The following is a 20,813-nucleotide window of genomic DNA, read 5'->3' on the forward strand; positions in this document are numbered from 1 at the left end:
AGGTTCCTGACCGACGGGTGAAGCTGAACGTCCCACCGCGCTCACGTTTCAGGAGTTCTCCCGTGCCAGTTCCCAGCTCCACCCAGGTCCGCCTGTCCCTTGTCGCCCTGCTGGCCGCTGCCTGTACGGCCGGGCTGGTGCAGGCTCCGGCCCAGGCCGGCGATGTGACCGCCGACGACAACCGCGCACTGCGACGCCAGTTGCAGGAACTGACCACCGCGCCCGGCGGACCGCCCGGAGCGATTGCCGTTCTGAAGCACGAGTCCCGCACCGAGGTCTACCGGGCAGGCGTCGCAGAGATCGGCACCGACCGGCCGATCGAGGTCAACGACCACATGCGCATCGCGAGTACGGCCAAGGCGTACAGCGGCGCGGTCGCCCTCCAGCTCGTGGACCGGGGGAAGCTACGCCTGAACGACACCATCGGCAAGGTGCTTCCCCAGCTGCCACGTGCGTGGCATCGGGTTACGCTGCGGCAGCTCCTGAACCACACCAGCGGGCTGCCGGACTACAGCGCGGACCCGGAGTTCCTGGCCCTGGTCACCGAGAACCCGCGCCGCCGCTTCGACTCCCGCCGGCTGCTGGACTTCGTGGCCGACGAGCCGTTGCTGTTCCGTCCGGGAGCCCGGTACGCCTACTCGAACTCCGACAACATCGCTGTGGCACTGATGGCGGAGGCGGCGACGGGCTGCCGGTACGAAGACCTCCTCGCCCGGCTCGTATACCGCCCGCTGCATCTGCGTAGCACCAGCCTGCCGCAGGGCTACCGGATGCCCGAGCCGTACATGCACGGGTACGACGTCACCCCGCCGAACCCGCCCGAGGACGTCAGTGAGGTACTGAGTGCCTCGGGCGTGTGGGCGTCGGGCGGGATCATCTCGACGCCGAAGGACATGACGGCGTTCATCCGCGGCTACGCCGGCGGAAAGCTGATCTCCGACCGGACACGCCATCAGCAGCTGAAGTGGGTGAACGGCGCATCCGAACCCGCGGGTCCCGGCAGGAACAAGGCCGGTCTGGCGATCTTCCGGTACACCACCCGCTGCGGCGTGGTGTACGGCCACACGGGCAACTTCCCCGGCTACACGCAGCTGATCGCGGCCACGCCGGACGGAAAGCGGTCGTTGACCTTCTCCCTCACCACCCAGATCAACAAGACCAACAAGCCGGAACTGCTGGAGCGGCTGCGGGCCGTGGAGGAGAACTTCGTCTGCGCGCTGCTGCGCAAGCGGTAAGCGGGACGCGGAAGCCCGGACCGGTCCTCCGGCGGAGGCGTCGCGGGCGAGTGCACCGAGCCAGTCGTCACGCGGCGTCGCGGCGCCGCCCGTCACCACGGTTGCCCCACCCCGGTCATACTTCCGCCGTCTCCTGGTCCGCGGCAGCACGGCCGCAGCGTCCGCCAGTCCGTGTCCAGAAAGGAGGTGGTCTCCAGTGACACCACCGCGACCGCGTCATTCGTCGCGGCAACGAGCAGGTCGACCAGCTCGCCCGCCTGTGCCGCGCCGGCGGCCACCCGCCATGCCCCCTCGGCCTCGCGGACACTGAAGCTCAACGGGTACGGCCGGCACTCGCTCCCGATTCCATTGACGCTGAACGCGCCTTCCGGCCCCACCGCGCTCACTGCCCCACCCCACCCGAGTACCTACGGGCCGCCGCTACGGCACCGGCAGCCATCATCGTCGATGAGCGGGAGGGTCAGGCGTGCTGCCGTACGGCCGCACGCTGCCACGACTGTGGTGGCAGCGTGCGGTCCGTCATGGTTGTGCGTCACGCGTCGGGACGGTGCCCGTCCCGGGTCAGATGTGGACCTGCGACGCCGGGGCTCCCGCACCGGAGGCAATCATGCCGAGGCTCGACCAACCGCCGGTGATTTCACCGCCGTTGTTCATCCACGCCCGCACCGAGCCGTCCGGCGCGACCGCGAGGTAGTCGGCGCGGCCGTCGCCGTTGGCCTCGGTGAACTGCACCTGCGCGCCGGGCACTCCCATGGCGGGGGCGTAGGCGCCGAGGGCGGTCCAGTTCCCGTTGCCGTCCTTGTTCAGCCACGCCTTCACGGACCCGTCGGCAGCGACCGCCAGGTAGTCCGCGCGGCCGTCAGCGTTGAGGTCGGCGAACCGCACCTGGTCACCGGTGGCACCGGTACCGGTGGCGAGGCGGATGACGCTGCTCCAGCCGCCGTTGCCGTTCCCGCCGTGGTTGAGCCAGGCGCGTACCGAACCGTCGTCGGCCACCGCGAGGTAGTCCGCGCGGCCGTCAGCGTTGACATCGGCGAATCGGACCTGGGTGGCCGGGGCGCCGGTCCCCGAGGCGTACACACCGACGGGTGTCCAGCCGCCCTTTCCGTCACCGCCGTTGTGCAGCCACGCCTGTACGGAGCCGTCCGCGCCGAGGGTCAGGTAGTCGGCGCGGCCGTCGGCATTGACGTCGGCGAAGCGCACGGAGGCGCCGGGAGCGCCCACGCCCGCGGAGATCTGGCCGGCAGAGGTCCAGCCTCCGGCGGCACCGTTGTTGAACCAGGCACGCACCGAGCCGTCCGGGGCGACGACGAGGTAGTCGTCCCTGCGGTCCGCGTTGACGTCCGCGAAGCGGATCTGGTCCGCCGGGGCTCCTACGCCCACCGCGAAGGGAGCGACGGCGGTCCAGCCGCCCCCGCCCACGCCGCCACCGTCGCCGCCGTCGTTGAGCCAGGCCCGTACCGCGCCGTTGGCATCCACCACGAGGTAGTCGGCCCGGCGGTCCGCGTTGACGTCGGCGAAGCGTACCGAGGAACCGGGAGCGCCCGCGCCGGAGGCGATCTGCCCGGCCGCCGTCCAGCCGCCCGTGCTGCCCTTGTTGAGCCAGGCCTGCACGACGCCGTTGGCGTCCACGGTCAGGTAGTCCGCGAATCCGTCGGCGTTGGCGTCGGCGAACCGGATCTGGTCGGCCGGGACGCCTACCCCGGAGGCGATCTGCCCGGCGGCGGTCCAGCCGCCCACGACGCCCTTGTTGAGACAGGCGCGCACGGCGCCGTTCGGGTCGACGACGAGGTAGTCGGCGAAGCGGTCGGCGTTGAGGTCGGCGAACCGCACCTGACCGCCCGCGAGGTTCACTCCCGAGGCGACTGATCCGGCGTCGGTCCAGCCGCTGATGCCGCTGCCGCCCTTGTTCAGCCACGCTCGTACGGCGCCGTTCGGGTCGACGACGAGGTAGTCGGCGTACCCGTCGGCGTTGAGGTCGGCGAACCGCACCTGACCGCCCGCCAGGTTCACACCGGAGGCGACCTGTCCGGCGGCGGTCCAGCCGCCGCGACCGTCACCACCCTTGTTGAGCCAGGCCCGAACCGCGCCGTTCACGTCGACGACGAGGTAGTCGGCGCGGCCGTCGGCGTTCAGGTCCACCTGGTAGTCGCCCATGCCCGCACGGGGCGGCGCGGGCTTCACGACGACCTGCTCGCTGATCCACCCGCTGCGGGCGACCTGTGAGACCCCGTCCGCGAAGACACCGGCCATCTTCACGTAGCCCTGGTCATTGGGATGGAGCCGGTCCCTCAGGTCGGCGGTCGTGACGGACGCCATGCTGACGAAGCCGACCTTGTGGTTCTGAGCACGCCGCTCGGCGACGATCTTCGGGATCTCCGCGTTGTACGCGTTGATCCGCGCCTGGACCACCGCGGACGTCGACGGAACGAGGGAGGCGACGACGATCGTGGTGTCCGGGGACGCCGCGATCATCTGGTCGATCAGCCCGGCCAGCCGGGCGGGCGCGGTGGCGACCTGGTGGTCGCGGTCCATGTCGTTCGTACCGATGTGCAGCAGCACGACGTTCGGCTTGGCCTCTGCCATCCAGAAGTCGATGTTCGCCGAGAGGCCCTCGATCAGCCACCCGGAGTGGCCCTCGTGGTCGACGTCGGGCAGCTGCCCGTGCTTCAGCGAGCCGACGAATTCCAGCAGCCCTGCCCGCGGAACGAGCCTGGGCCACAGCGCGGCCCGGTAGCTCGACCGGGTGGAGCTGCCCGCCCCCTCGGTGATCGAGTCGCCCAGCGGCATGACCGTGAGGCGGGGCACCTGCCAGTCCTCGCCCAGCTCGTCGGGCGTGCCGCCCTGGCCGGGGGTGTCACCGTGGTACGTGTACGTGTTGAGCTCGTTCACGGCCGCCAACGCGTCACTGGCGGGAGCGGGATTCGTCAACGAGGTGTCGTACTGGTCCACCGCGAGGAAGTTCGGCTTCTTGCGGGCAGCCGGGGAACAGAAACGCTGTGCCCGGTTGACCAACTTCGAGTTGTCGATCTCGGACGTGTCCTCGTTGGCGATGTCCCGGAAGTGGTTCATGACGAACAGCCGACGGAACTTCGGCTCCTCCTTCGCCAGCGGGATCGAGTCCCACCGTGAGCTGCACGTCCAGTCGGAATCGCCGATGCTCATGCCCATCGACCAGTAGTTCTCGGCCGTCCAGTCCGACCCCAGCACGAAGCCGAGATTCGACTTGTCAGACTTGTCGGAGAACAGGACGAGCCGCTTGTTCTTCGCGACCATCTCCGAGACACGGGGCCACCCCCTCTCCTTCACGTCCCAGGCCACATCCGACGTCCAGCCGGGGATCGTGGCCGCCGTCGGGTTGAACACGAGGCCCTCCAGCTGACCGCCGGGCTTGAGGTCGTCCCCGACCTCTGCGTCCAGCTCGTCGTACGTGGTGTAGTCCTCCAGGAAGACGGTGACGATCTCCCGCTCGTTGCCCGGTGCCTTCATGAACTCGGCGATGACGGTAAACACCTCGGACATGGTCTGGCCCGTCGGCAGACAGAGACCATCCATGCTCCCGGAGATGTGACACATGCGGACCCTGCCGTTGCGGTGGTGGCCGTCGAGCATCAGGCCCCGTACGCCGTTGGCCAACTGCTCCCGGATGGAGTGGGACTGGCTGGGTGTGGGGGCCGCACCGTCCGCGTCGTCCTGGTTGTAGAAGGCGTTGTGCGCGGTGAGGAAGGTCCGCTGGTCGAACGTCGGGTCGGACGGCATGGCCTGCTTCGCGGGCGCCACGGTGGTGACGTACCAGAGCTGCTTGTCGCCCGGCGACTCGGTGGACTCGATCGTCACATCACCCCCGTTCACGCGGTCCTTGTGGTCGACGGTCGCCGGGGTCTGGAGATACTCCGCGTAGCCCGCCGGGCGGATCTTGTACCGCTCGCCCTTGACCCGTTGGAACAGCCAGTCCGTTCCTGTGCCCGCACAGTCGCGGAAGGCGAGCCGCGCGGCCCCCTCCGCGTTGGAGTCCCGCCCCATGCACCGGTCGCCCTGGGTGCGGCTCCTGACCTTGTACGTACCGTCGGTGGACGCCTGGAGATACCACCACTGGTCGGCCTCGTCGCCCTTGGGAGGCGTGGCCCGGAAGAGCAGTTCGGTACCCGAGATCTGGTAACCGCCGCCGCCCCTGCCCTCGTTGTCGTCTCCGATGCTCTGGATGACGACGGTCGTTTCGGTGGGAGGACCACCCGTCACCGGATCGCCAGGAGCCGCGGCGGCGGTCGAGGTTCCCGCCACGGCCGCGCCTGCGGCCAGCAGAGCTCCCACGAGGGAGGCGGCGAGCAGCCGCGCGCCGATGCGGACACGCCGGTGGGCGGGCAGGGGTGTGACGGGCTGGTGGCCGGCCGCTCCCACAGACAGGGATGGTCGTCTTCGGCGATGCCCGTAAATGCGTCTCATGTGTGTCCCTTTGAAGGTCGGGTTGGACTGTCGGTCCACGAATTGATCAGAAGTTGTCGGCGCTGTCGCGCGGCTCATGCGTCCAGTGGCTGGTACTGGCGGGCCTCGTCGACGGCGGGAGTGCCGCTCGCGGGCGCGGTGATGCTCTTGGCGACCGACGGAACGTCCCCGGATGCCCGCGGAAGGCCGTCGAGCCCGATGAGTAAGGGCTGGAGTACGCCAGTTCCCTTCGGACGCCGGACTGGGTGCTGGAACCCGTGGTGCCTGTGTCGTCCGTGTCGGCGGGGCCGCGTGTGAAGGTGCGTATGTGGGGCTCCCCGGGTGAAACGATCAGTGCGGCCAGTCAAAGCTTCGCTCCTGGCGCTGCCGTTCCACTGACGTCCTGCTAACGCACCGCTCTCACGTTCAGCGCTCCCCGGCAGCCCGCAGCAGAGCAGTGACTCGGCAGCCGGAAATGTCAGACCCCTGCGCCATGCTCTCCGGCATGAGCCCTCCTCGTCATCGAGGAGTTCCGTCAGCTGCGGCTGCGGACGATTCGCGTGGCGTGCCGACGCGGCTCGTACAGCAGCAGGGTCCGGGTCCCGGGTGAACCGCTCTACGGGCTTTCGGCGCGGTCCGGGGGCGCGGGCGGCCAAGGTGCGACCCCTCCTGACGGACGCGCGCCCCTCTTCGTCGACGTGTCAGGGACCACCCGAGCGGCTCAACCAGGCGGCGCACAGGGCGGGGAGACGGACGTCCGCCCGCAGAAGGAGTTCGAATGAAGAGCGTGCTCACTGTCAGACTTGGACGCGGCTGTCTGCGACGAACCAACTCAGCCGGTAGGTGGTCGGCTGCACCGAGCGGCCACACAGCACGTCGATCCGGATCATCGACTCGTCGACCTGTGCTTCACGAAGCCGGCGCAGGCGCACGCGCAACTCCGCCCTGTCCTGACTCTCGAAGATCACTTCCCACCGCCCCGCGTCCGGCGCAGTGCGGGCAGCGAACCGCCGTCTCTCGGCCTCTTGCCGCCGCTTCCTCTTCCCCTGTCCTGGCACCGGTCCAGAGTCGCTGGTAGGCGCCGAAGCAGCAAGGAAATTGAACTGAGCGTGAAGGCGCGGTCCTCCACGCGCAAAGCCGACCGCAAGCCGTCCTACGTCAGTCTGGCTCTAGTCAGTCATCGCGCCGCCGTCTCCGCGTTCGCGGCGCCGCCACGCAGCCGCGCCCTATGGCCGCGGTCAGCCGGACTCAGCCGGACCGGCGCAGCCCTACAACCTCTTCCCGGCGTCCGTCGCATGTGCCCGGCAGGCCAGAAACGACTTTCCACGAGCGTCCGTGACCGTATCGGTCACAGGCTCAGCGCATGGATTACTGAGCTTGTCATAAGCCCACTTGTGTGAGCACTCCGCAACCGTGCACCAGGTTTTCCTTTCGCTGACACGGAGGGTGTTCCCGTGGTCCGGGCAGACACCCCACGGCACTCCGCACAGGCTCTCGGTTCCAGGAATGACGTAGACGCGGGCGAAGCTTCCCGAGATCCTCTCCAGCGCCTCCCAGGCGCGGCGGATGTCTCCGGCCGCGTCCTCGATCTGGTAGGCGACATCACACGTCTCCGGAGCTGACCACAGCCGCAGGTAAGTGTCTTGCACCCGTCCTTGTACGGCGTGCAGTTCCTTCATCACCTCGTGGAGCTCGGCGGCGGTCGGTGCCTGCTGCTTGTCGGTCATGGGTGCTGGGCCTCCTGGGTGTGCCGTGTCCGCCGAGTATCCCAGCGACCACTGACAGCCCGGGGTCCTACGGGAAGCAAAGCGCTGCCGATCATGGCGGAGGCGTATCGCCTTGGGCGGATGGTTGAAGAGGTGTGCGGCCTCGAAGGCTACGACTACGAAGTCGAGCAGCCGGTGCGAACCGGCGACATCGACATCGCGGCTACCAAGCTCGGCGGCATTGCCCGTTGGGCTCAGGAGACTCTCACCTGATCGGTGAGAGACCCCATGCGCAAACGGGCAGACGTTGCCTGATGCGGCACTAGCTTGCCGCTGCGAAGGCGTTGACGCCCGTGAGGTCGGCCGACAGCGCCCACAGGCGCGCGGCCTGCTCGGAGTCGGTCGCGTGTGCGTGCACGCCGCCTTCCGAGCTGTCGCCCGCCGGTTCGGCTACGTCGCAGTCCTCGCAGTACACGCCGCCCATACCCGCCAGCTGAGGTGAGGTCGCCGCCCACACCTGCGTCGCCGCGCCCTGCCCGGGCGTCTTGAACGTGGGGTCGGTCGGATTGCCGTGCTCGTCGATCCATCCCGCGTCCACCATCTCCGCCTTCGCGAGGTGGCGCTGCAGAGGAGTGAGGATGCTTCCCGGATGCAGCGCGAACGCTCTGACTCCGGCGTCGCGGCCGAGAGCGTCGAGCTGCACCGCGAACAGGACGTTCGCCGTCTTCGCCTGCCCGTACGCCTGCCATCTGTCGTAGCCGCGCTCGAAATGTACGTCGTCCCAGCGCACGCCCGTGATGCCGTGAGCGCCGGAGGACACGGCGACCACGCGCGCGCCACCGCGGGCGATCGCCGGCCAGAGGTGGTTGATCAGCGCGTAGTGACCGAGGTGGTTGGTGGCGAACTGCGCTTCCCATCCCGGGCCGACCCGCGTCTCCGGGCAGGCCATCACCCCGGCGTTGTTGATCACGATGTCGATGTCGCGGCCCGAGTCCAGGAACCGCTCGGCAAAGCCGCGGACGCTTTCGAGGTCGGACAGGTCGAGGTCGTCCGTCTCGACGCCGTCGATGCCCTCGACTGCCTCCTGAGCGGCCGCCCGCCGCCGGGCAGGGACTACGACACGGGCTCCGGCGCCCGCGAGGGCGCGGGTCGTCTCCAGGCCGAGCCCCGAGTAGCCACCGGTGACGATCGCAGTGCTGCCGGACAGGTCGATCCCGCTCAGGACGTCATCCGCGGTGCTCCGGGCACCGAAGCCTGACCCGATCTTGTGCTGAGGTGTCGTCATGACGAAGACGCTAGATGCTGGACCGCGCTCTAGGTCAAGGGATGATGACGGCGATGCTCCGTGCCCGGTGCCCTGATGCCTGAGGGCGTCCACCACACCATCCGGCCTTCGCGCGCACCTGCACAACACGGCTCACTCTCCCCTCTCCGCACCACGGTTGCGGTCGACTTGGTCCGCGCGAGCGTCGAACGAAACCGGCTTTCGCGGCAGGCGGCCGACAGCTAGGGTTTGGCCGCAGCCAGTGAGCCACAAGGAGCTGAGGCATGGTCGGTCGTCCGAGCGCGCGTTGACGTTGTAGGCCGTGAGCGGTCCGTCATCGCGTGCCGTCCTTGATGTTGCGGCACAGCGAGCCTTCCCCTGCCCGAAATCGCAGGCGCATCTGGTGCGCGCCGGGTGACGGGCCTCCTCGTCGGCAACCAAGGAACCTTCGTGCCGTCCACTCCCTCCGCTGCACGCGATTCCGGCCCAGCTGTTGCGCCAAGTCTGTGGCGGGATCGCGACTTCCGCAGGCTCTGGGTGGGTCAGACGGCCTCCCAGCTCGGCGAACACACCACTCTGATCGTGCTGCCGCTTTTCGCCGTCCTGACGCTCGACGCCGGCGCCGCAGAGTTGGGCATCCTCCGTGCGGTGGGGCAGGCGCCGATCCTGCTGCTCTCGCTCTTCGTCGGCGCCTGGGTGGACCAGTGGCGGACGCGAACTGTGATGGTGGTGACCGACGCCGGCCGGACCCTGGTACTGGGCACTGCGGCCATCGCCGCTCTCCTCGGCCGGCTCGATCTGCCCGCGCTGCTGGTGGTCACCTTCGCCGTCGGGGCGCTGTCCGTGTTCTTCGACGTGGCGTATCAGGCTTCCCTCGTACGGCTGGTGACACGCGATCATCTGCTGCGGGGCAACAGCGCGCTTGAGGGGAGCCGGTCCGCAGCGCAGATCGGCGGGCCCGCCCTCGGCGGTTCGTTGGTGTCACTACTGTCGGCGCCGATCGCTGCCGCATCCGGCGCGGTGTTCTTCGCCCTGTCGTTCCAGTCGATCCGGAGGATCCGCCGGACCGAAGTGATGCCGGAGCGCCAGGAACGTCCCGCGCGGATATGGCGACGGATCCATGAGGGCCTCCGCTTCGTCGTCAGCGATACCTCCCTGCGGACCGTGTGCTCGGCCTCGGCCGCCTTCCAGTTCTCCTTCGCCGCCATGATGACCGTCTATCTGCTCTTCCTGCCACGGGAACTGCTTCTGTCCGGCACCACCGTGGGGCTGGCGCTAGCGGCGATGGGGCCGGGCGCGTTGCTGGGCTCGATGCTCGCCGCCCGCCTGCCGAGCCGGTTCGGCTACGGCGCGGTGCTCGTCTCCGCTGCGGCACTCGGCGACGGCGTGTTCCTGTGTGTGCCCGCACTGCACGGCTCCTCGGCGCTGACGGTTACGGCGCTCCTCGCCATCAACTTCGCGTTCGGGACGGCCGGTCAGTTGGTCAATGTCACGGTCATGGCGGTGCGGCAGACAGTCACTCCTGACGGGGTGCAGGCCCGCGCGGCGGCGACGATCACGTTCGTCGGTATGGGGATGGCCCCGCTCGGCTCCCTGCTCGGAGGGTTTCTCGCGACGGAGTGGGGACTGCGCACCAGCCTCCTGGTCACGGCCGCGGGCATGATGCTGTCCCCCGTGATCATGGTTCTGTCCCCGCTGGCCCGCCTGGGACGGGAGCTTCCGTCCTCGCCCGACGCACCACAGCGGGCCGCACCGCCTGAAGCCCACGACGCGGTCCCCCGCGCCACCGATGCCGGCCGGGGCGCAGCAGTGGAGAACGGCCCATGACAGCAGGCGGCGCCACGGCCTCGTCCGACAACCTGGCCGAAGTTCGCAAGGCTCGGCAGTGGCTCCTGGCTTGGGGTCGACGGCCTGTCGGAGGCGCAGCCGCCCACCACATGCGCATGTGACCCACGTCACATCCAATTCTGTCAGGAATCGAGGAGCCGTCCCGTTCAGAGGGCACACGAACGAGACAGGAGCAACGTCATGAAGCACCGCATCGTCGTACTCGGTGCCGGATACGCCGGGGCATTCGCCGCCGGAAACCTGGCCCGTCGGCTCTTCCCCGCCGATACCGAGATCACCGTCGTCAACGCCGTGCCCGACTTCGTTGAGCGGATGCGGCTCCACCAGCTGGCGACCGGACAGGACATCGTTACCCGCAAGCTCTCCGACGTGTTCGCCGGCACCGGGGTGCGACTGTGCGTCGCGCGCGTCACCGGCGTCGCGCCGGAGCGCAGGACTGTCGCCGTGACCGGCGAGGACGGCGACCGCGAGCTCGCGTACGACACCCTGCTCTACGCGCTCGGCAGCTCGGTGGCCCACCACGGCGTACCCGGCGTGGCCGAGTACGCCTTCGATGTGACCGGCCGGCCCTCAGCGCTGCGCCTGCGCGAGCGCGTGGCCGGCCTGGGCGAGGGAGGCAGTGTGCTCGTCGTCGGTGAGGGGCTCACCGGTATCGAGACCGCCACCGAGTTCGCCGAGTCCCGGCCCGACCTCTCGGTCGCGCTCGCAGCCCGGGGCGAGCTGGGTGCATGGCTCTCGCCGAAGGCGCGCCGGCACCTGCGCCAGGCCTTCGGCCGGCTCGGCATCACCGTCCACGAGCACACCGGCATCGAAGCCGTCGAGCCCACACGGGCGATCGCCGCCGACGGCACGTCGATCCCCGCCGACGTGACCGTGTGGTCCGCCGGGTTCGCCGTGCACCAGATCGCGGCCGCCGGCGGCCTGGAGGTTACCGAGACGGGCCAGATCGTCGTCGACCGCACCATGCGCTCGGTCTCTCACCCGGACGTCTACGCCGCCGGGGACTCCGCATACGCGATCGGCGAGAACGGGCGCCCGCTGCCGATGTCCTGCGCCTCGGCAGGCTTCACCAACATGCAGGCGACCGCCGCGATCATCGCGCGCCTGACAGGCGGCGAGGTCCCTGTCACCGGGCTGAAGTACCACGGCAACCACATCAGCCTGGGGCGGCGGGACGCGATCTTCCAGATGGTGGACGGGAACGTCCGGTCGAAGTCCTGGTACCTGGGAGGCCGCACCGCCGCGCGTCTCAAGTCGGGCGTGCTGAAGGGAGCCGGGTGGGGCATCGCCCACCCGACCTTCGGTATGCCGAAGCGCAGGCGCCGCCTGACCACCGCGCGGGAGGACCGGGCCGGTGCGAGGGTCGCCGCATAGGCTGTGCCGCATGGACAGCGCAGCCGTCGATCGCTTCGAGGCCGGCCGGGGCCGGCTGGCCTCGCTCGCGTACCGTCTGCTCGGCTCGGCAGCCGACGCCGAGGACGCCGTGCAGGACGCGTTCCTGCGCTGGCAGGCCGCGGACCGGGAACAGGTCAGGGTGCCGGAGGCGTGGCTGACCAAGGTCGTCACCAATCTCTGCCTCGACCGGCTTCGCTCGGCACAGACGCGGCACGAGCGAGCAGCCGGTGCCTGGCTGCCTGAGCCCCTCCTCGATGGCGACCCGATGCTCGGCCCTGCCGAGACCTTCGAGCAGCGCGAGTCGGTGTCGTTGGCCGTACTGACCCTCCTGGAGCGCCTCTCGCCGGTCGAGCGGGCCGTGTACGTCCTGCGTGAGGCCTTCTCGTACAGCCACGCTGAGATCGCCGGGATCCTGGACATCACCGAGTCCGCGAGCCAGCAGCACGTCCACCGGGCCCGGACCCGGGTCGCCGCCGAACGCCACCGTGGGGCCGGGACCGACCCCGCGTCCGCGCGCCGGGTCGTCGAGGAGTTCCTCGCCGCCGCCATGTCGGGGCGCACCGAACGGCTGGTGGCGCTGCTCACCGACGACGTGACAGCGGTCTCGGACGGCGCCGGACTGGCCAAGCGGCTGTTGCGGTACAGGACGCGCGAGCGTGTCGCCACCTTCGTACGCGCCGGCTTCAAGCCCACGCCGGCGAAGCGGCGGCTGGCCGGTGGCTCGCCCGCGTTCCATATCGCGGTGGTCAACGGCTCCACGGCCGTTCTGGCGGTGGTCGACGGCCGGGTCGCAGGCGCCGTGGCGTTCGAGGTCATCGACGACAAGGTCGCGTCCCTGCACGGCATCGCCGCCTCGGACCGGCTCGCGCGCCTCGACGAGGCCTGGCGCCGGCACGAACCCGACGCGCCGGTCATCAGCGCTTGGTGACAGGCGCGGTGCCCCGAGACGGAGCACGGACGTCCCCGCTTCTGGCCCCTACAGTCACCGACGAAACCGGCAACTGATTCACCCCGTGACTCGTCCTGGGGAAAGAGACCGAACGATGGGGAAACTAGGTGGAGCAGGCGGGCAGCGGTGTGACGTCCACGGTGAAGGCGGCTGCGCCCTGGTGGGTACGGTGCCGGGCCTGGCTGCGGGCCCGGGGCGGGGAAGGTGAAGGGAAGGGCCGGTCGGTCTGGGCGCGGGGGCGGGTGTCCGCCGCGTTCGCCGTACTGACGGCCGGACTACTGGCGTTCCCTCGGGCGGTGCCCAACTCCCCCGGCCGGCTGGGGAGTTTGCTCGAGACGTTCTTGCCCTGGCTCGGCCTGGTGGTCGTGATCCTTTTCGGCATCGCGTTGCTCCGCCGTTCAGCCACCGCACTGGTGGCCTTGTTGCTGCCGGCGGCGACCTGGACATACCTCTTCGGTGGGTTGCTGCTGCCGGGGGGAGGTCCTGGCGTGCCGGACCTCGTCGTGGTGCAGCACAACGTCAGCGATGAGAACCCCGACCCTGCGGGCACGGCCCGGACCCTGGCTGACGCCGGCCCCGATCTCATCGCGCTCCAGGAGTTGGTGCCCTCGGCGCTGCCGGTCTACGAGAGGACTCTCGCCCCGGCATACCCGCATCACGCGGTTCACGGCACCGTAGGGCTCTGGTCGAAGTACCCGCTGACCCGTGACCGGCTCCTGCACATCAAACCTGCGGGGATCACGGAGGCCTGGAACCGTGGGCTACGGGCCGTGGTTCACACGCCGCGCGGCGAGGTCGCCGCGTACGTCGCGCACCTGCCCTCGGTACGTGTCGGAGTCGGCGGACTCGCCTCCTCCTGGCGGGACGAGAGCGCCACCCTGCTCGGAAGGGCCGTCGCGGCGGAACCGGTGAAAGCAGTGATCCTGCTGGGCGACCTCAACGGCACGGTCGACGACCGCGGGCTGGCCCCGCTGACCTCACGGATGAACGTCGCGGAGGGTGGCTTCGCCTTCAGCTTCCCCGGCGCCTTCCCACTGGCCCGTATCGACCAGGTCATGGCCCGCACGGCAACCGTCACCCAGATCCGCACCCTGCCCGGGACCGGCAGCGACCATCTGCCCGTCATCGCCGGGATCACTCGGCGCTGAGACCAGTGCCGGTGTCAACAGCTCCGGGCATTACGGTGCGTGATGGTGAGTGACGCCCTCCCTGCTCCGGCTCGTGGAGTGGGCCGGAGCAGGTCGATCGGCACCCGCGCGGGACATTCCGCCTCACGCCGCCCGTGCCGCCGCAGGCCGGTCCACGACGAGATCCCGCGCCGCCCGCGGCTCATGGCGACCGCCCCTGAACCGTCAGCGGCAAGGCTCCAGGTACCGGTGGGGCCGGCGCGGGAACTCGTGGACCGGGTGATGAGCGGGATCAGCGGATCTCGGTGACCCGCTGTTCCTTGCGTGCCGCGCAGTTGGAGTTCTCCACCGACACGTACACGTTGGTGATGTGGCCACCCCAACTCACGCAGTGACCCTTGCCGTAGACGTAACCCGGCCCCGCGTACGACGTGAAGTAGCCGGAGTCCCCGGCCCACTGGTCCGTGTCGGGGACGTAGATGTACGTGGACATGTCCCTGGCCGTGCCCGGGTTGGCGCGGATGGTCGCCACGCAGTTCTTGCCGTTCGAGGAGTTGTACGTCAGGTAGACGGTGCCCAGCGAGCCGACGGGAACCGAGTTGACGGTCTTGTAGGCACTGCCGCAGACACCCTGCGGTGTGACGTTGGGTGCGGCGGAGGCCGTCGCACCGAACACGGCCGTGGCCCCCACCACCAGGGTGGCCAGCGCCCCGACAGTCACGACATTACGCACACTTCCCATATTTCCCCCTTGTGTCTGCGAGAGCGGTTTGCTCCCACTTGATGTGACCCGCGAGTGGCGAGGATGGTTGTGCCGAAACTCAGAGATACCCGGAATTCCTAGATGAATCATGTGATGCGCCGACGAGGGCTGATACGGCAGGGATTCACGAGACGGATGGGGCTGCGCGCGCAGAACATCCCTTGCGCGAGGGCGCGGCGTTTCGCCCCGCCGGCACCGGCTGACGCCACCGGACACCAATCGACTCCCCCACTCGACTCCCCGCTTGGCTCCACCTGGTGCCACCCCGGCGCCATCCGGTGCCACTCGACGTCATTTCGCGCCCACCGAGGCGAATGAGCTCGAATGGCGCCACCAATCGCCAGACAGGCGCCATCACGTTTCCGCAGGTCAAAGAGCCTTCTCACGGTCACTGAGGAAAAATGTCACGCCCCTGCTTGCAGATGACGCCATTGTGGTGCCATCATGGCGTCATGGACCTCACCCCGTACATCGACACTCTCCACCGCGAACTCGCGGTGGCTGCAGAGGCCGGCGGCGACGAAGCCCGCGAGCTGGCCGAGAGGCTAACCGCTCCGCTGGAGTCGGCGACCCGGCTGACCATGCTGAACGTGCTTTCCGCCGCGATGGACGAGATCACCCGCGAACTCGCCCCCGGCTCGGTCGACGTACGGCTGCGGGGCCTCGACCCCGACTTCGTGGTGACTCTGCCGCCCACCGACGGTGGCACGCCGGCGGGACCGGCCGCACCCGTCGAACCGCTCAGGGCCCCGGCCCCGGCCGACGGCGACGAAGGCGGCACCGCCCGCGTCAACCTGCGCCTGCCGGCCCACCTCAAGGCGCGCGCCGAGGAAACTGCGAGCCGCGAGGGCCTGTCGGTCAACGCGTGGCTGGTGCGGGCCGTGTCTGCCGCGGTCGACACGGCGGGTACCCGGCCACGTACGACCGAGAAGGCCCAGAGCGTCGGACAGAGCTTCACCGGCTGGGTGCGCTAGCCGTACCGGCGCCGCCACCTTGCCCGCATCGACTTCACCCACACCACGTCCCACCAGCGGGGACGCAATGAAGACCCAAGAGGACGGGACAGCCATGCCTTCTTTCGACACTCCCGAACCGATCTCGGCCACGGCGCACGTGGAGGCCGGTTCCATCCAGTTCACCGCGGGTGACCGCCTCGACACCGTCGTCGAGGTGCGGCCCCGCGACCCCAAGAAGGACCAGGACATCCGGTCGGCCGACCAGACCGAGGTCACGTACGCCAACGGCGTACTGAGCGTCCGGACGCCCAAGGCCAATCTCTTCGGCCTCGGCCGCACCGGTACCGTCGATGTGACGGTTCAGCTGCCCACGGGCTCACACGTCGACATGACCGGCTCCTGGGCCCAGATGCTCGGTGAAGGGCGGCTCGGTGAGGTCCGCGTGAAGACCTCGTCCGGAGACGTCCGCCTCGACACCACCGGCCCGCTGAATCTGACCGCATCGCACGGCTCGATCACCGTGGACCGCGTGGAGGGTGCGGCCGAGATCACCACCAGTTCCGGCAGCCTGCGCATCGGCCTCATCGACGGCCCGGCCGTCCTGAAGAACTCCCACGGCACCACCACCGTCGGCGCCGCGACCGGCGAGCTGCGGGTGAGCGGAGCTAACGGCGACATCGAGGTCCGGCGCGCCGAGCACTCGGTCAGCGCCACCACCGCCCACGGCACCCTGCGCGTGGGCGAGGTCGCCCGCGGCACCGTCCAGCTGGAGACCTCCTACGGCGCCATCGAGGTCGGCGTCCGCGAGGGTACGGCCGCCTGGCTCGACGTCCAGTCGAGCTCCGGGCAGGTACGCAACACGCTCACCGCGTCCGAGACTCCGGAAGAGGCCGAGGACACCGTCAAGATCCGCGCCCGCACCCGGTACGGCAACATCGACGTGCGCCGCGCCAAGGCCTGACCGTAGGCACGGGCCTCAACTCACCTGCTCCCCCATCCTCTTCAGCCTTCTACCAGGAGGGTTCCATGCCTTCTTCTGTCATGCCCACGTCCACCCGGAGTGACGGTCGCACGCCTCCGGCCGCAGTCTCCGCCACCGGTCTGCGCAAGTCGTACGGCGACAAGACCGTCCTCGACGGCATCGACCTCCACATCCCGGCGGGTAGCGTCTTCGCCCTCCTCGGCCCGAACGGTGCCGGCAAGACCACGGCCGTCAAGATCCTCTCGACCCTCATCAGCGCCGACGCCGGCGAACTGCACGTCGGCGGCCACGACCTGACGACCGACGCGCAGGCCGTGCGTGCCGCGATCGGTGTCACCGGACAGTTCTCCGCCGTGGACGGGCTGATCACCGGCGAGGAGAACATGCTCCTCATGGCCGACCTGCACCACCTGCCCAGGGACGAGGGCCGACGGGTCGCCGCGGACCTCCTCGAACGCTTCGACCTGGTCGACGCCGCGAAGAAGCCGGTCTCCAGCTACTCCGGCGGCATGAAGCGCCGCCTGGACCTGGCCATGACCCTGGTCGGCGCCCCCCGGATCATCTTCCTCGACGAACCGACCACCGGCCTGGACCCCCGCTCACGGCACAACATGTGGCAGATCATCCGCGGGCTTGTCTCCGGCGGCGTCACCGTCTTCCTCACCACCCAGTACCTGGAGGAGGCCGACGAACTCGCCGACCGCATCGCCGTACTGCACGACGGCAGGATCGCCGCCCAGGGCAGCGCCGAGGAACTCAAGCGGCTCATCCCCGGCGGACACGTCCGACTGCGGTTCGCCGACCCGGACACCTATCAGAACGCCGCCGTCGCCCTGCGCGAGACCACCCGGAACGACGAGGCACTGACGCTCCAGATCCCGAGCGGCGGCAGCCAGCGCGAACTGCGCGCCATCCTCGACTGGCTCGACGCCGCCGGCATCGAGGCCGACGAACTGACCGTGCACACCCCCGACCTCGACGACGTGTTCTTCGCCCTGACCAGCTCCACCGTGCCCAGCCAGGCCGACCAGGCCGACCAGACCAAGGAGAACGCCCGATGAGTACCCTCTCCCTCGCCGTCCGCGACTCCTCCACGATGCTGCGCCGCAACCTGCTGCACGCCCGGCGCTACCCGTCCATGACGCTGAACCTCCTGCTCACGCCGATCATGATGCTGCTGCTCTTCGTCTACATCTTCGGCGACGTGATGAGCGCGGGCATCGGCGGCAGCGGGGCGGACCGCTCCGACTACATCGCCTACATCGTCCCGGGCCTGTTGATGATGACCATCGGCTCCACCGTGATCGGTGCGGCGGTATCCGTCTCGATGGACATGTCCGAGGGCCTCATCGCCCGCTTCCGCACGATGGCCGTCTACCGGGGCTCGGTGATCGTCGGGCACGTCGTCGGCAGCGTGCTGCAGGTCCTCGCCAGCCTGGTCCTCGTCGGCGCCGTCGCCGTCGCCATCGGCTTCCGGTCCACGGACGCCACCGCCCTGGAATGGCTCGCCGCGTTCGGACTGCTCGTCCTGTTCGCCACGGCACTCACCTGGATCGCGGTCGGCATGGGCATGGCCAGCCCCAACGCCGAGGCAGCCAGCAACATGGCCATGCCCCTGATCCTGCTCCCGCTCATCTCCAGCGCCTTCATCCCCGCCGACACCATGCCGGGCTGGTTCCGGCCGATCGCCGAGTACCAGCCCTTCACCCCCGCGATCGAGACCCTGCGCGGCCTGCTGCTCGGCACCCCGATCGGCCACAACGGTTGGCTGGCCCTCGCCTGGTGCCTGGGGCTGACCGCTCTCGGATACTTCTGGTCCACCTCCAAGTTCAACAGCGACCCGAGCTGACGGAGAACCACGCACCACGCTCACCCGGACGCTCGCAGGCACTGCCTGCGAGCGTCCGGGTGAGCGCCGTTGGGCCGGGAAGACCATGTCCTGGGGTCGACGAGCGCGGTGCACTCCGGCAGCCCCGGTCGTCTGGTCGAGCAATCTCGGGACGGGCAGCAATGCGCGCGACACAGGCCGCCCGCAACCATAACGGGGGGCGACCCTTCAACCCGCTGCCCGCCGCCTGCGCACCTCCCCAGACCCCGATCGTCGCCCCCGACCTCCCGATGCGGTACGAAGGCGGTGTGAACGAACAGATTCAGCCCGCGACCGTTCGCGTGTTCATCGCCCTCGCCCCGCCCGATTCCGCGAAAGAAGAACTGGCCAGGGAGCTGCGACCCGCTTACGACGCGTACCCGCTCATGCGGTGGAACCGTATCGAGGACTGGCACATCACGCTGGCGTTCCTCGGCGAACTGCCGGTCGAGACCGTTCCGCTCCTGCGCCCGCCTCTCGCTGCCCTCGCTGCGGACCGCCGACCACCGTGCCTGGCTCTGCGTGGCAGCGGATGCTTCGACGACCGGGTGCTGTGGAGCGGAATCGACGGGGACCTCGACGAGTTGCACATGCTCGCCGCCGACGTGCGTACCGTGGTCAAGGGCTGCGGTGTCGCCTTCGAGGACCGGCCGATGCGCCCGCATCTGACGTTGGCGCGCGCCCGCCGTGGAGACCGGACCTCGGCAGGAGAGATCGCCGGAGGGCTCACCGGATTCACCGGCCACCGATGGCCGGCCGAACGGCTGCATCTGGTCGGCAGCAACGTCGGTCGTAGCGCTGGACCGATCCACTACCGGGACATCGAGGCCTGGGCCCTCCAGCAGCCGTAATGACACCGGGTCTTGAACGGACTCACAGTGTCCGCCAGGCCGCCGGGCCGCCGGAGCAGGAGATCGAGGTGATCGCGACTGCAGCCGGCGTCGGCATCCTTCGGGCCCGTCCCCGGTTCGGGGGACGGGCCCGGTCGGATACCGGCCGAGATGGTCAGCGCAAAGCGCTCATCGTCTGCCACCGGTCCCACGGCACGTTCCAGTCACCGAAGCCGTTGCCCGGCGCGACTGTGCCCTTCGTGTCGCGGCCCGTGATCTCGAACGGGTCGCCCGGGCGGACCTGGCCGTAGAACCAGTCGGCGTCGGCGTCGCTCATGCCGATACATCCGGAGCTCATGTTGGCCTTGCCGAACCACCGGTCGTTCCAGGGTGCGGCGTGCGCGTACATGCCGGACCATGTGAGCCGCATCGAGTGGTCGACCATCTTGTCGTAGGCATCGCCGAGTCCGACGGTCTCCGAATTCATGTTGATCGTGCCCTCCTTGGCCATCAGCACCGCGGTGCCACGCCAGGAACGCTTGTCGCCGCCGGGTGTGCCACCGGAGACCGGGATCGTGCGGACCGTGCTGCCGTCCCGTTCCAGGGTCAGCAGCTTGCGGTCGAGGTCGACCTTCACGACGTGTCCCGCGCCGATGGTGAACGTGGTCGAGTAGTCGCGGACGAACCAGCCGCCTTCTCCGGAATCGGTGCCGTCGAGCTGGGCGTCGAGGGTGACCTTCGTACCAGGCTTCCAGTAACCCTTCGGCCGCCAGTCGACCCGGTCCCGGCCGGACCAGTCCTTCATCCAGCCCCACGAGCCCACGGTCCCGTTCGAGGTGGTGATCTTCAGTTGCTCCTCGACCGCCGCCTTGTCGGTGACCGGATGGTCGAAGACGAGGGAGACCGGCTGTGCGATGCCGACGGTTGATCCGGTACCCGGCCGCCAGTCGACCTTGTTGATCTTGTCGGCTCCGGCCGTGGTGAACACGGAGGTGGTCGTGCTCTTCGTGCCGCCCTTCGCCGCGGTGGTGGCCGTCACCGTGTAGGAGGTGCCGGGTGCCGCCTTGCGCCGGGACACCCAGCTCGCCCCGTCCGGTGAGACCGTGCCGCCCAGCGCGTGGCCGGCGGCGTCGGTGACGGTGACCGCGGTGAGTGTGCCTCCCGCCGCCGTGACCTTCACCGTGACACCGGCCCTGACTCCGCGGCCCTCGGGCAGCGTGGTCACGGTCGCGGGGCGGCCCCGTTCGGACTCCGTGCCACCTTGGCCGGCGCTCCGGGTCGCGGCCTCGGAGCCGGGTCCCGGCGAACACGCGGCGAGCGGTGCCAGGAGCACCGCGACCATCGCGATGCGCACCCGTATATGGCTCAACTGAGCCTCCATCCATCGTCGTTCGGTGGGAATGCAGCGACTGTAGGGCGGAAGAACCGCAGGTGAGAGCGAATGCAGCCGTGTGACGGCGACTGCGGGG

General features: G+C 69.4%; 17 protein-coding genes. 11 read left to right on the forward strand and 6 right to left on the reverse strand.

All coding sequences use genetic code 11. From position 1 onward, the window contains the following. The first annotated feature begins 62 nt into the window (after window positions 1–62). A complete protein-coding gene (locus AB0C82_RS29290; protein ID WP_362847596.1) occupies window positions 63–1,235 on the forward strand; it encodes a serine hydrolase domain-containing protein in 1,173 nt (390 codons plus the stop codon). A 561-nt stretch (window positions 1,236–1,796) separates the two neighbouring features. Here the strand turns inward: AB0C82_RS29290 and AB0C82_RS29295 are convergent. The 3 genes from AB0C82_RS29295 to AB0C82_RS29305 all read right to left on the reverse strand — a co-directional run bounded on the left by AB0C82_RS29295 (window position 1,797) and on the right by AB0C82_RS29305 (window position 7,384). Then, the gene (locus AB0C82_RS29295; RefSeq protein ID WP_362847598.1) at window positions 1,797–5,633 is read right to left on the reverse strand and encodes an FG-GAP-like repeat-containing protein; all 3,837 of its coding nucleotides are present in this window, start codon (window positions 5,631–5,633) and stop codon (window positions 1,797–1,799) included. Window positions 5,634–6,454: 821 nt separating this feature from the next. Further along, entirely contained in the window at window positions 6,455–6,625 is a 171-nt protein-coding gene (locus tag AB0C82_RS29300; protein ID WP_362847601.1) for a hypothetical protein, read from the reverse strand. Between the two features lie 300 nt (window positions 6,626–6,925). Continuing rightward, on the reverse strand, window positions 6,926–7,384 hold the full coding sequence (locus AB0C82_RS29305; protein ID WP_362847604.1) for a hypothetical protein: 459 nt from the start codon (window positions 7,382–7,384) through the stop codon (window positions 6,926–6,928). Window positions 7,385–7,504: 120 nt separating this feature from the next. Between AB0C82_RS29305 and AB0C82_RS29310 the strand changes: the two genes are divergently transcribed. Beyond that, the gene (locus AB0C82_RS29310) at window positions 7,505–7,636 is read left to right on the forward strand and encodes a hypothetical protein (protein ID WP_362847607.1); all 132 of its coding nucleotides are present in this window, start codon (window positions 7,505–7,507) and stop codon (window positions 7,634–7,636) included. Window positions 7,637–7,685: 49 nt separating this feature from the next. On the opposite strand, the gene AB0C82_RS29315 is transcribed toward AB0C82_RS29310, so the two are convergent. Next, the gene (locus AB0C82_RS29315; protein WP_362847610.1) at window positions 7,686–8,648 is read right to left on the reverse strand and encodes an SDR family NAD(P)-dependent oxidoreductase; all 963 of its coding nucleotides are present in this window, start codon (window positions 8,646–8,648) and stop codon (window positions 7,686–7,688) included. A gap of 483 nt (window positions 8,649–9,131) precedes the next feature. On the opposite strand from AB0C82_RS29315, the gene AB0C82_RS29320 reads away from it, so the two are divergent. The 4 genes from AB0C82_RS29320 (at window position 9,132) to AB0C82_RS29335 (ending at window position 13,967) form a co-directional block, all read left to right on the forward strand. Continuing rightward, the gene (locus tag AB0C82_RS29320) at window positions 9,132–10,454 is read left to right on the forward strand and encodes an MFS transporter (protein ID WP_362847966.1); all 1,323 of its coding nucleotides are present in this window, start codon (window positions 9,132–9,134) and stop codon (window positions 10,452–10,454) included. Between the two features lie 201 nt (window positions 10,455–10,655). Further along, window positions 10,656–11,849, forward strand: a complete 1,194-nt coding sequence (locus AB0C82_RS29325; RefSeq protein WP_362847612.1) for an FAD-dependent oxidoreductase — start codon at window positions 10,656–10,658, stop codon at window positions 11,847–11,849. Window positions 11,850–11,859: 10 nt separating this feature from the next. Continuing rightward, window positions 11,860–12,798 carry a sigma-70 family RNA polymerase sigma factor gene (locus AB0C82_RS29330; protein WP_362847614.1) on the forward strand — a complete coding sequence of 313 codons (939 nt, stop codon included), beginning with the start codon at window positions 11,860–11,862 and terminating at the stop codon, window positions 12,796–12,798. Window positions 12,799–13,001: 203 nt separating this feature from the next. Next, window positions 13,002–13,967, forward strand: a complete 966-nt coding sequence (locus AB0C82_RS29335) for an endonuclease/exonuclease/phosphatase family protein (RefSeq protein WP_362847969.1) — start codon at window positions 13,002–13,004, stop codon at window positions 13,965–13,967. A 271-nt stretch (window positions 13,968–14,238) separates the two neighbouring features. On the opposite strand, the gene AB0C82_RS29340 is transcribed toward AB0C82_RS29335, so the two are convergent. Next, the gene (locus tag AB0C82_RS29340) at window positions 14,239–14,688 is read right to left on the reverse strand and encodes a spore-associated protein (protein ID WP_362847616.1); all 450 of its coding nucleotides are present in this window, start codon (window positions 14,686–14,688) and stop codon (window positions 14,239–14,241) included. Window positions 14,689–15,161: 473 nt separating this feature from the next. On the opposite strand from AB0C82_RS29340, the gene AB0C82_RS29345 reads away from it, so the two are divergent. From AB0C82_RS29345 to thpR, 5 genes are all read left to right on the forward strand, one after another. Beyond that, window positions 15,162–15,683, forward strand: a complete 522-nt coding sequence (locus tag AB0C82_RS29345) for a hypothetical protein (RefSeq protein ID WP_362847619.1) — start codon at window positions 15,162–15,164, stop codon at window positions 15,681–15,683. 94 nt (window positions 15,684–15,777) lie between these two features. Further along, a complete protein-coding gene (locus tag AB0C82_RS29350) occupies window positions 15,778–16,626 on the forward strand; it encodes a DUF4097 family beta strand repeat-containing protein (RefSeq protein ID WP_362847621.1) in 849 nt (282 codons plus the stop codon). 65 nt (window positions 16,627–16,691) lie between these two features. Then, window positions 16,692–17,708: an ATP-binding cassette domain-containing protein gene (locus AB0C82_RS29355; protein ID WP_362847623.1), complete on the forward strand. Its 1,017-nt coding sequence runs from the start codon at window positions 16,692–16,694 to the stop codon at window positions 17,706–17,708. Then, complete coding sequence (locus AB0C82_RS29360; protein WP_362847625.1) at window positions 17,705–18,496, forward strand: ABC transporter permease; 792 nt, start codon at window positions 17,705–17,707, stop codon at window positions 18,494–18,496. The genes AB0C82_RS29355 and AB0C82_RS29360 overlap by 4 nt, the downstream gene beginning before the upstream one ends. A 287-nt stretch (window positions 18,497–18,783) precedes the next feature. Then, window positions 18,784–19,365 (forward strand): RNA 2',3'-cyclic phosphodiesterase, encoded by a 582-nt coding sequence (gene thpR / locus AB0C82_RS29365; protein ID WP_362847628.1) that lies wholly within the window; start codon window positions 18,784–18,786, stop codon window positions 19,363–19,365. A 154-nt stretch (window positions 19,366–19,519) separates the two neighbouring features. Here thpR and AB0C82_RS29370 read toward each other — a convergent pair whose 3' ends face one another. Further along, window positions 19,520–20,725, reverse strand: coding sequence for an Ig-like domain-containing protein (locus AB0C82_RS29370; RefSeq protein ID WP_362847630.1), 1,206 nt, complete (start codon window positions 20,723–20,725; stop codon window positions 19,520–19,522). Window positions 20,726–20,813 lie beyond the last annotated feature (88 nt).

The sequence above is a fragment of the Streptomyces sp. NPDC048560 genome, assembly GCF_040650955.1.
Taxonomy (GTDB): Bacteria; Actinomycetota; Actinomycetes; order Streptomycetales; family Streptomycetaceae; genus Streptomyces.

Bases quoted from the DNA above. Each gene is read 5' to 3' on its own strand.
- AB0C82_RS29305 (WP_362847604.1), bottom strand. From the start codon at position 7,384: ATGACCGACAAGCAGCAGGCACCGACCGCCGCCGAGCTCCACGAGGTG.
- AB0C82_RS29310 (WP_362847607.1), top strand. From the start codon at position 7,505: ATGGTTGAAGAGGTGTGCGGCCTCGAAGGCTACGACTACGAAGTCGAG.
- AB0C82_RS29315 (WP_362847610.1), bottom strand. From the start codon at position 8,648: ATGACGACACCTCAGCACAAGATCGGGTCAGGCTTCGGTGCCCGGAGC.
- AB0C82_RS29325 (WP_362847612.1), top strand. From the start codon at position 10,656: ATGAAGCACCGCATCGTCGTACTCGGTGCCGGATACGCCGGGGCATTC.
- AB0C82_RS29330 (WP_362847614.1), top strand. From the start codon at position 11,860: ATGGACAGCGCAGCCGTCGATCGCTTCGAGGCCGGCCGGGGCCGGCTG.
- AB0C82_RS29340 (WP_362847616.1), bottom strand. From the start codon at position 14,688: ATGGGAAGTGTGCGTAATGTCGTGACTGTCGGGGCGCTGGCCACCCTG.
- AB0C82_RS29345 (WP_362847619.1), top strand. From the start codon at position 15,162: ATGGACCTCACCCCGTACATCGACACTCTCCACCGCGAACTCGCGGTG.
- AB0C82_RS29350 (WP_362847621.1), top strand. From the start codon at position 15,778: ATGCCTTCTTTCGACACTCCCGAACCGATCTCGGCCACGGCGCACGTG.
- AB0C82_RS29355 (WP_362847623.1), top strand. From the start codon at position 16,692: ATGCCTTCTTCTGTCATGCCCACGTCCACCCGGAGTGACGGTCGCACG.
- AB0C82_RS29360 (WP_362847625.1), top strand. From the start codon at position 17,705: ATGAGTACCCTCTCCCTCGCCGTCCGCGACTCCTCCACGATGCTGCGC.
- AB0C82_RS29370 (WP_362847630.1), bottom strand. From the start codon at position 20,725: ATGGAGGCTCAGTTGAGCCATATACGGGTGCGCATCGCGATGGTCGCG.